Below are 8,785 nucleotides of genomic sequence, written 5' to 3' on the forward strand. Positions count from 1 at the left end.
AATGGCGATCTTCGAATACATCAACGGCTTCTACAATCCGCGTCGCCGCCACTCAGCACTGGGCTGGAAAAGTCCTGTCGCCTTCGAACGAAAGGTGGCTTAAACGAGCACTTGGGGCGGCACGAAAGCGCGACAGGTCCATACCGAGCCGTCCTCCTGTCTCCTTGATATCCAGAAAGTTCAGGAAAATTCCGCATCCTAGTTTACAATGTGCAAAAAATGAACGGGTTTGCCAATAAGATAGGGGCACTTTATGGTCTGTTATGGCCTACGTTGGCTGTTAAAATTACGCTTTCCTGAGAGGATAATAGATGGAGCAGATTACCTGGCCAGAAGCAGACCTTGAGATACTTGAGAGCTGTCCAGTCTGTGGAAGCCAAGAATTTAATATTGCCCATTCGAGGTGTGGCGACATAGTCTTTGGTAACGCTCCGGGCTTCTGGGATGTTCAGCAATGTAGCAAGTGCCAGTCTGGATTTATAGACCGGCGGCCCACCCCTGAAACAATTGGGCGAGCTTATTCGAGCTATTACACCCATGAGAGCGGGCTTCCTGATGTAAGGCCGGGACAGTCTTTGAAGTTACGCATACTCGAGCTGATGCGTGGGAGTTACGTGAATCGTCACTATGGCAAAGGCAGTCCCTCTCTCGGGCCGCTTGGCCTTTTGGGTATCCATGCGTTCCCCGGTATCTCGGCCACCCTAGACCGGAAACACAGGTTCATTTCTTTTCCAAAAAAGGGCCCTGCGCGTCTTTTGGATATCGGCTGCGGCAACGGGGATTTCCTGCAGACTGCGAAAGATTCTGGATGGGAAGTGTATGGTTGTGATCCTGACCCATCCGCATGTGAACTGGCTATAAAATATACATCTCACTTGCGCCAAGGTGGAAGCGAAGCTTGGCATGACAAGAAAGGTTTCTTTCAGGCGATCACCCTGAATCACGTTGTAGAACACCTTCATGATCCTTTGGAAACTTTTGCGCAATGTCATGATATGTTGGCACCGGGCGGCCTATTGCACATTGAAACACCAAATTTTGATGCTGTCGGTCGAGATGTCTATTCTAGCTATTGGCGAGGTTTAGAAGTGCCGCGGCACTTAGTCTTGTTTACTTGGGGATCGCTACAAGAGGCTCTTAAAAAAAGCGGCTATAGTATCCAACGTAAAATGGTCCGCGGTAACTTTGACAAGTTATCGCGGACGAGCGCGAAGCTTGAAGCTGGGTACCGGCCCAATCAAAAAGTTCCAGATGGTACTACGCTCCGTAAGCCATCCAAAGAACAATCTGAAGAATCGGCGCGAAATAAAGTTAAAAGCGAATTTATAGGAATAATTGCACAGAAAGCCTGATACAGCTTTTATATCTATTTACGCATTCAAATGCCTAGTATCGAAAGGTCCTGAGATGTTCCTAGAAACTCCTGACATTCAGTTCCTTTCGAAGACCCCCATTTTGGGCTATGGGACCACTGAATTGCGATGCGTTCAGCCTGCTCAATACCTTGATAGTGCCGCATGGACCACGAATGTAGGGTGCGTTTATCGTGATATGCCCAGAGCGCGAAAAGCAATCGTCTTTCACCGTGTCGCAGCGGATTCTATGACCTTGCGTGCAATGAAACTGGCCCGGGCTGACCATTGCGCCATCATCTATGATGTCGATGACCTGTTATTCGATGAGTCGGCAGTTGATCATCTAAGCCAATTCGGGACCGCGGGGTCTTCTAAAGAAGCGGTAGACCGTTATCGTTCGGCAATGAAGATGGCCGATCTGGTGACCTGCTCTACAGACTACCTGAAGGATCGGATCAAAGAATTTCACCCGCACTGTGTCGTTATGCGCAATGGCTTGTCGCAAACCCTTCTGAATGTCGCAAAGAATGTAAAAAACTCTATGGGCGCAGAACATACAAGTGTAACGATGGCCTATTTCAGTGGATCTGGGCATCACGACGCTGATTTTTCAATTGTTCAGCCAGCACTTCTCAAACTTTTGGAAACCCACCCAGAAACCCGTCTTTTGCTAGTTGGCAAATTACGTTTTGATGAACAGTTCCGGAAATTTGGCGACCGATTCGAGTACCATTCATTTGTTCCCTATGCAGAATTTATGCCGATGCCAGGGCAAGCAGATATCAATCTCGTGCCGCTCGACCAGAGCGACCCATTCGCACAAGCACGTAGTGAGTTAAAGTATATCGAGGCTGGGGTTTTTGGTGTGCCAACTGTTGCTTCTCCGACCCTAACGTATGCTCAGGCAATCCAGCACGGTCACAACGGCCTACTCAGTGCAGATGACGATTGGTACGACACCTTGTCGGGTGTGATCCGGGATGCAGCCATGCGGAAAAAATTAGGGCAGAGGGCAAGCGAAGATGTCCAGCATAATTTCGGACCCGAAATGCGGGCTGCGCAATGGGATGAATTGATTAGACAGCTTCCGGACGATCCGTCTCTGACTAGAACCAGCTTGATGCCAGCACTTATCAAAGGGCGTCAGGCGCTGGAAATCTGGAAGCGCGCGCTTAAGCGCTATATTAAGAGCTGAATGGGCAATTTAAACCAAGTTTGATCCCAAGCGGTTGGTGAAGTGTTTGACCCGTACCCGGTTTGATATCATTTTTTAAAAGTATACTTGGTAAAAAAAGGCCTGAAATATGCACAAGCATGGTATTCTGAAGTGAGGAACGCTCAGATTACTCGAGGAATTCAGGATCATCCAAGTTCTGAGTTATCGTATATCTTCCCAACTTATCGAAGCCAGCACTTTCCCAAGGCGTTGCAAAGCGGCCAAGGACTTTTCGCATCCGGTTCGTGACCGGCACCGCGTCGAAATGCTCGACTGCATGCGCACGTCCAGCATTTCCCATGGTTTGGCGCAAGACCGGGTCTTGCAAAAGGGTGATCAGATGCTGACCCATTTGCTCCACGTCCCCTTCGGGCACCAGATAACCTGTCTGGCCGTGAGTCACTGTCTCGGAGAAGCCGTTGTGGTCCGTCGCTACCACGGGCAGGTTTGAGGCCATCGCCTCGACCAAGGAAATGCCTTGGCTTTCGGTGTCGCCATTTGGCGCTACCACCGAATGCTGAACAAAAACATCAGCTTGCGCTAGCACCTTGCGCACTGCGTCGTGATCCAGCGCCCCGTGCAGTGTGACAGCATCCGAGAGGCCCAGCCGTGTGATTTCTGCTTCGCATGCGGCATACATCGGACCGTTTCCGATAATATCGAGCGTTAAATCAGGTACCTCGGCGCGTGCGTGCGCTACGGCTTGGAGTGTCAATTGGGGTGCTTTTTTGGGCGTAAGGCGACCAACAGCCACGAGGCGTCGACCGTTGCGATCAGATGCCCGCCCGAAACGTTCAGTCTCGATGCCGCAGGGCACTACATGCACCTTATCCGGCGCAAAGCCCAACTCGATCAGCCGTTCCCGGAAATGTTCTGATCCGCCAATGATCGCCTGAGCGTCGCGGGCAAGCAGTCTGTAAGCGTGCCGGACAAGGCGCGACCGGGGCATCACGGTCGCATCGTAGCCGTGAAAGTTTACGACCAGAGGAATGTTCAATTCACGACAAAGCGAGCGCAGCGCCGCACCGGTTGGGCCAAATTCAGCGAGCACCACCGACACATCGTTCTGTTTCATGAAGTCTCGTAGCGCAGTACGAGTAGCCCCGACCGGTGTGCCGGCAAAGCCATGGGCGCAAAGCCCGTAAATTGTCATAAGCTTTCTGGCCAGCGGTCCCGCATTGCGGCGCACCACATGGAAAGGAATATCCAGCTGCTGCGTGCCTGTGTCTTGGAAAGCAACGCCAACTGTCGCGCCAGGAGCAACAAGCCGCATGTGCTGACGGACATAAGTCTCGGACGGGGTATTCGGATCTTGCGTTGCAACCAGAAGCGTCACTGCGGGCACGCCTTTTCAGAAGAAATACCCGATTTCTGACGCAACGCTTGATAAAGCGCATCACAGCGCGCTTGGACCGTTGGCGAAAACTGGGGTTTACCAGCCGTTGTGGCGGCATCCAGCCGACGTGTCTTGAGCTTGTAGCGCCAGCCGACCGGCGGCACCCCTGCGATCGCCAATCCGTGGTCAAGATAGACCTCAGGGGTGGCGGTAAAGTCAGCATAATCAATCATAGTTACGCGGGGATGTTCTGCTAAATCAAGATCATACACCAACTGGTTCCGATGGAGCCAGAACAGCGCGTAAACGTTCCTGATATGGTCGTCCCCTTCGGCATCGGGAGCGAGGAATCGTGCCTCTTTTTGAATATCTTGCCAGAGCGTTGCCAAGTCCCACTGGCCGTCGGGAGCGCTTTCGACCCGCTTCGATATTTCGAAGAAATCTCCACCCCATTTACGTATCATGGAATCGACCACGCTGTTGGCATCGCGAAAAACCCAAAAGGCGGCGGCGTCAGGCCAGTACTCCAGCGTTTCTACTGCCCGGTGAGAGGCCAGAAGAGAGCGGATAACCACGTAGCGGGCAGCATCGTGGTCAATGAGGGTACGCATCTGATCAAATGGCATCCACAAGGTGCTGTCCGGGGTTACCGACAGATCGCTGAATTCGCCATGCACCACTGAACGCGGATCTGCACGGAACAGTCTTTCCATGTGGGTCGTGCCCGAGCGTTGGCAGCCAAAAATGAAAACCGTGCCGCGGGCAGGAGCGCCAAAACGGCGACGAAAAACCGGTTTTAGGCCTTCAAAAATACGCCAGCGGTAACTTGTATACCGCCCTGAAATAGACCGCCGGGCACGGTTGAAAAAGGCCGTGATTGTCACGTCGGCTCCTGTCCGTTCGGAGTTTAAATTGTTAATTTACCCTAATACATTTGGGAAAATCAGTTCGAATAATATCCTGTATCGTAGCTTGTATAGGCACCGTAACGATTGCCGTAGCCATAGCGTTTCATACCAGCGGGGTCGACTTGCGACAGCACGATACCGGTCACGTTGATGCCCAAGGACTGAAGCTGGCTCAAACCATCCGCGACCTGTGCACGGTCCGTACTGTCCCAGTGCACGACATAGGCAAGCGTGTCGCAATGACGCGCGATCAGCCGTGCATCCGGGACCAAAAGGACCGGTGGTGTATCGATGATGATGTGATCATAGCGCTCCCGCGCCGCACTCATGAGCCTTGTAAAATTAGCCGAGGCAAACAGGTCAGCGGCGTTGGTCTTACTTGTCTGTCCCATTAGAATATCTATATCCAGGTCATCGTCATGTATCACGGCCTCTTCCCAAGGGCGCTCGCCGGACATGGCGTCTACCAACCCATAACCAGGTATCTGCTTGAAATAATTAGTGAGGGTCCGTCGCCGGATGTCACCTTCGATAAACAGAACCTTGCGCCCAAGCTTGGCGAAATTCATCGCCAACGCGATCGACGTAGTTGTCTTGCCTTCACCTGGAATCGAAGAGGTCAACATAATGACCTGTGGTGACGTCTCTAGATCGAGCATCGTGAGCGAGGTGCGCAGGTTGCGTATAGCTTCAGCAGCGGCTGAGGTCGGTTTTTCCATGAGATAAGGGATGAGCTGGTCGCGCCGCTTGATCGGAATGATCGGAAGCTGACCGATAACGGGAAGGCCAGTGCTGTTCGTGACCTCTGCACTGGACCGGAATCCATTTTGGGTGAACTGCCGCACGACAATCAAAAACAAGCCCATCAGGACACCAAAAACAACTGCAAGAGAGTAGGTCCGTTTTGCTCGGGGCTCTACCTGCAAACCGTTGCGCGCTGGCGAGATCAACTGGCTGTCAGCTTGCTGTAAACCTGCCTGCAGCGAGGTTTCTTTGAGGCGTGCAGAAAAAGTGTCCAGCAGCGTGCGTGTGGATTCTGCTTCTCGGATGACGGCGCTCAGCTGGGTGAACTTCTGGGTCTCGACATCAACTTCATCCCGAAGCCTGATCAATGCAGTGTACAAGGAACCCCGTTGCTCTTGCTGGCGTTGTGCCCCAGCCTCAAGTAGTCTGATTTGTGCGTCAATTTGCTGTTGGGCAGTCGTGTTCCCGTCCGAAAGTCCCTGCAGGTTATCAAGGATACGACGTGGTAAGACATCTCTAAGAAGTTGGATGAGCCCTTCTGTATCACCGCTCTCCTGCAGGGCGCGCGCTTGCTCGACCCGTTTGCGATCAACTTCCAGTGCGTCCGACGCCGAGGCGTACCTGTCTTCCAGGTCACGTAGCCGAAGGGACAACGCATCGAGATCCTGTTCATTAAGCATGCCGGTATCCGCGCGCAACACTTTGATCTGATCTTCCCGGTCACTCATTTCGGCACCAAGTTCGACCACCCGGTCCGAAAGCCAGTCGACAGCGTAACCAACGGCCTCGAACTTGGTCCCAACCTGCTGCTCGATATAGAGATCGGCGAGACGGTTCGCCATCCGGACGGACTTTTTCTTCTCCTCCGTCGTTACATAGATGTCAAAGAGGTGGGTCTTCTCTTGGGCCTGCAATCTAAGCGACCGCGACACCATGTTCATGGCACTTTCAATGGCCTGACTCTCGGTCTGTTCGGGGCGGACCGGAGCCGGTCCGGACACCATCGCGCGCCACCAGTTCGTGATCCCCTTAATAGACCATGGACTGATCTCGCGCAGGTAGAGGTTGAACTCGGGATCCTCGTACAGCGCCATATCCTTAACCAGCTTTTCGATCATGGCTGGAGAGCGGATAATTTCGAGTTCAGTATTGATGGCCGCAGCATCCGCTGAAACGCCCGACACGACGCTTTCGAAATCGATCACTTGTGCTGAGCGCTGCGAGATCAGTATTTTCGCCGTAGCTTGGTATCGGGGCACGGCGATTTCACGGACGTACACGATCGAAACTAACAAACATACCGCAATACAGATTGCGATGATCCACTTTCCGCGCCACGCCAAGCCCAGCAGTTGCATCAGGTCAAGTTCGTCCTGTGCCGGTTGAGCCAGTGAAGTCGGTCTGTTGGACATATTAGATCTCGTGAATGCGCGTAACAAAGGATACACGGTACTTGGCCTATTTTGGGCTTAGATACCACAGGAATTGTCAGCACGGACTTTGTGCCTTCATTTACCCGCTACAAGAGATCAAGAAGAAGGCAGCTCAGACTTTGAGGGCATTCAGATCAATGTTTGCTTGATTACGCTCGGGAGCAATTATTCTGCCACCTGTTTTGGACTATTGAGTATCGCTCATTGGAAAGGTGCCTCACCCTTTGAAGGGCTTTTGCTAATCCCCGAAGTGACGGCACCCTGCCGAGTGACGAAGCCCGCTAAACGCCGCCCGGCGGCTGTTAGTGGGATCTCGATCAAATGATATGCAAGAAGCGCGCCCCCGACGATTACGGCAAGCGTAACGCCGACGTAGCTCCAACCATTAAAATCCAGCGTCCGCCATATAATGAAAATAGCACTGATCACAAAAGGATGCATGAGGTATAACGTGTAGGAAGCATCTCCGACCCGAGCACAAAAGCGCCCAAACGCCCCAATTTGCGTGTCCGGAGAGCGCTGTAGGCACGCGAAAGCAAACACCAAAAGCGCTGATGGGACACCTAGCACCCAGTAACGTGTGGCCCATGCCAAATTCGGAAGAGTAAGGGTGAGCATCACGACAGCAAATGCCACCAGACATGCCGCGGCAAGCGGCCTCAACCGAACCCCGCGGTGGTAAAGGACACCGATCCCCATGCCAAAGCAGAATTCCAAAACAATAGGATCAGCCCAGACCTGCCACGGCAATGTACTGAGCCATCCCAATTGGCGCGCAAAAATGACCGACAACAGGCCAATAAAGACAACCCATGGCGTCCGGTGCCCCCCAAACAGGATGCCCAGAAAAAAGGCAGCATAAAAGAACATCTCGTAATTGAGAGTCCAACCCAATTTCAGCAACGGACGGGCGTCGGCTCCGAAAAGCCCGGGGATAAATAACAACGAGGACAACAGCTGTTTGACCGAAAAGACGGCTGTATCAAGAACCGAAGGCACAGTGAGCGCGACCGCAGCCAGAAGCAGCGTATAGAACCAGTAGAGCGGCACGATGCGTATGAGCCGTGCCCGCAAGAAATGCCAATGCGCCCCAGGGCGATCAAGTTTTCCCCAGGTCACGTAGACCATGATAAAACCACTAATCACAAAGAAGATATCGACGCCAATCTGGAAAGGCAGGCCGCTGCCTATGCGTTCTATTAAAGGACTGGCATCACGGATCTTAGTCGCTTCATGCAGGATGTGACCGATTGCTACAGAAATAGCGGCGAAGGCCCGAAGCCATTGAATCGCCGGAAGATGCTGGGTCCGAACTGGCATCGCGGTGGAGGTCTGGGACATCGTGAGGACCATCTTCAATCTTTGGACCCCTCACGGGCTAGCAGCCGTTGCGACATAGCACAAGCGTAGTCCATGCAAAGAGTGGGTTTCGCCAAGGCCTCTGCAGGGGGCGTTGCCTATGAGGCGTACTGTCCGGAAGTCCCTGTTAATCAGCTTCCGTCAGTTTTTAGGCAACGAACCCAGCGAGGGCCGCAGTCTCTGCGCGCTCTCAGCCAAAGGAGATGCGAAATGGGATTACTTAACCACCAAAGTGCGGTACGTGCCGTTGATACTAATGGCGTACCGATATCGGGCGCGCGCCTTCACATCTACCTCTCCGGCACGGATTCCTTGGCCAGAATCTACGAGGATCAGCACCTGACCTATACTCAGGAAAATCCGATGAAAGCCGATGCTGACGGCTATTTCGCACAATGCTTCCTGCCAGGAGGAGATTATCGCATCTGTCTCGA

At 52.9% G+C, this 8,785-nt stretch carries 8 protein-coding genes; 4 read left to right on the forward strand and 4 right to left on the reverse strand.

Annotated features, from left to right (window positions below):
• From ABYT07_RS16740 to ABYT07_RS16750, 3 genes are all read left to right on the forward strand, one after another.
• A partial coding sequence (locus tag ABYT07_RS16740; protein ID WP_121095842.1) for an IS3 family transposase occupies positions 1-103 on the forward strand: 103 nt, incomplete at its 5' end.
• 208 nt (positions 104-311) lie between these two features.
• The gene (locus ABYT07_RS16745) at positions 312-1,352 is read left to right on the forward strand and encodes a class I SAM-dependent methyltransferase (protein ID WP_372993178.1); all 1,041 of its coding nucleotides are present in this window, start codon (positions 312-314) and stop codon (positions 1,350-1,352) included.
• 250 nt (positions 1,353-1,602) lie between these two features.
• Positions 1,603-2,550, forward strand: coding sequence for a glycosyltransferase family 4 protein (locus ABYT07_RS16750; protein ID WP_372993179.1), 948 nt, complete (start codon positions 1,603-1,605; stop codon positions 2,548-2,550).
• A gap of 148 nt (positions 2,551-2,698) precedes the next feature.
• On the opposite strand, the gene ABYT07_RS16755 is transcribed toward ABYT07_RS16750, so the two are convergent.
• The 4 genes from ABYT07_RS16755 to ABYT07_RS16770 form a co-directional block, all read right to left on the reverse strand.
• Positions 2,699-3,907 carry a glycosyltransferase gene (locus ABYT07_RS16755; protein WP_372993180.1) on the reverse strand — a complete coding sequence of 403 codons (1,209 nt, stop codon included), beginning with the start codon at positions 3,905-3,907 and terminating at the stop codon, positions 2,699-2,701.
• Positions 3,904-4,791: a hypothetical protein gene (locus tag ABYT07_RS16760; protein WP_372993181.1), complete on the reverse strand. Its 888-nt coding sequence runs from the start codon at positions 4,789-4,791 to the stop codon at positions 3,904-3,906. The genes ABYT07_RS16755 and ABYT07_RS16760 overlap by 4 nt, the downstream gene beginning before the upstream one ends.
• 59 nt (positions 4,792-4,850) lie before the next feature.
• Positions 4,851-6,971 carry a GumC family protein gene (locus ABYT07_RS16765; RefSeq protein ID WP_372993182.1) on the reverse strand — a complete coding sequence of 707 codons (2,121 nt, stop codon included), beginning with the start codon at positions 6,969-6,971 and terminating at the stop codon, positions 4,851-4,853.
• A 222-nt stretch (positions 6,972-7,193) separates the two neighbouring features.
• Positions 7,194-8,333, reverse strand: a complete 1,140-nt coding sequence (locus ABYT07_RS16770) for an acyltransferase family protein (protein ID WP_372993183.1) — start codon at positions 8,331-8,333, stop codon at positions 7,194-7,196.
• A gap of 228 nt (positions 8,334-8,561) precedes the next feature.
• Between ABYT07_RS16770 and ABYT07_RS16775 the strand changes: the two genes are divergently transcribed.
• A partial coding sequence (locus ABYT07_RS16775) for a hypothetical protein (RefSeq protein WP_372993184.1) occupies positions 8,562-8,785 on the forward strand: 224 nt, incomplete at its 3' end.

Source organism: Sulfitobacter sp., assembly GCF_041552635.1.
In the GTDB taxonomy this organism is placed as follows: Bacteria; Pseudomonadota; Alphaproteobacteria; order Rhodobacterales; family Rhodobacteraceae; genus Sulfitobacter.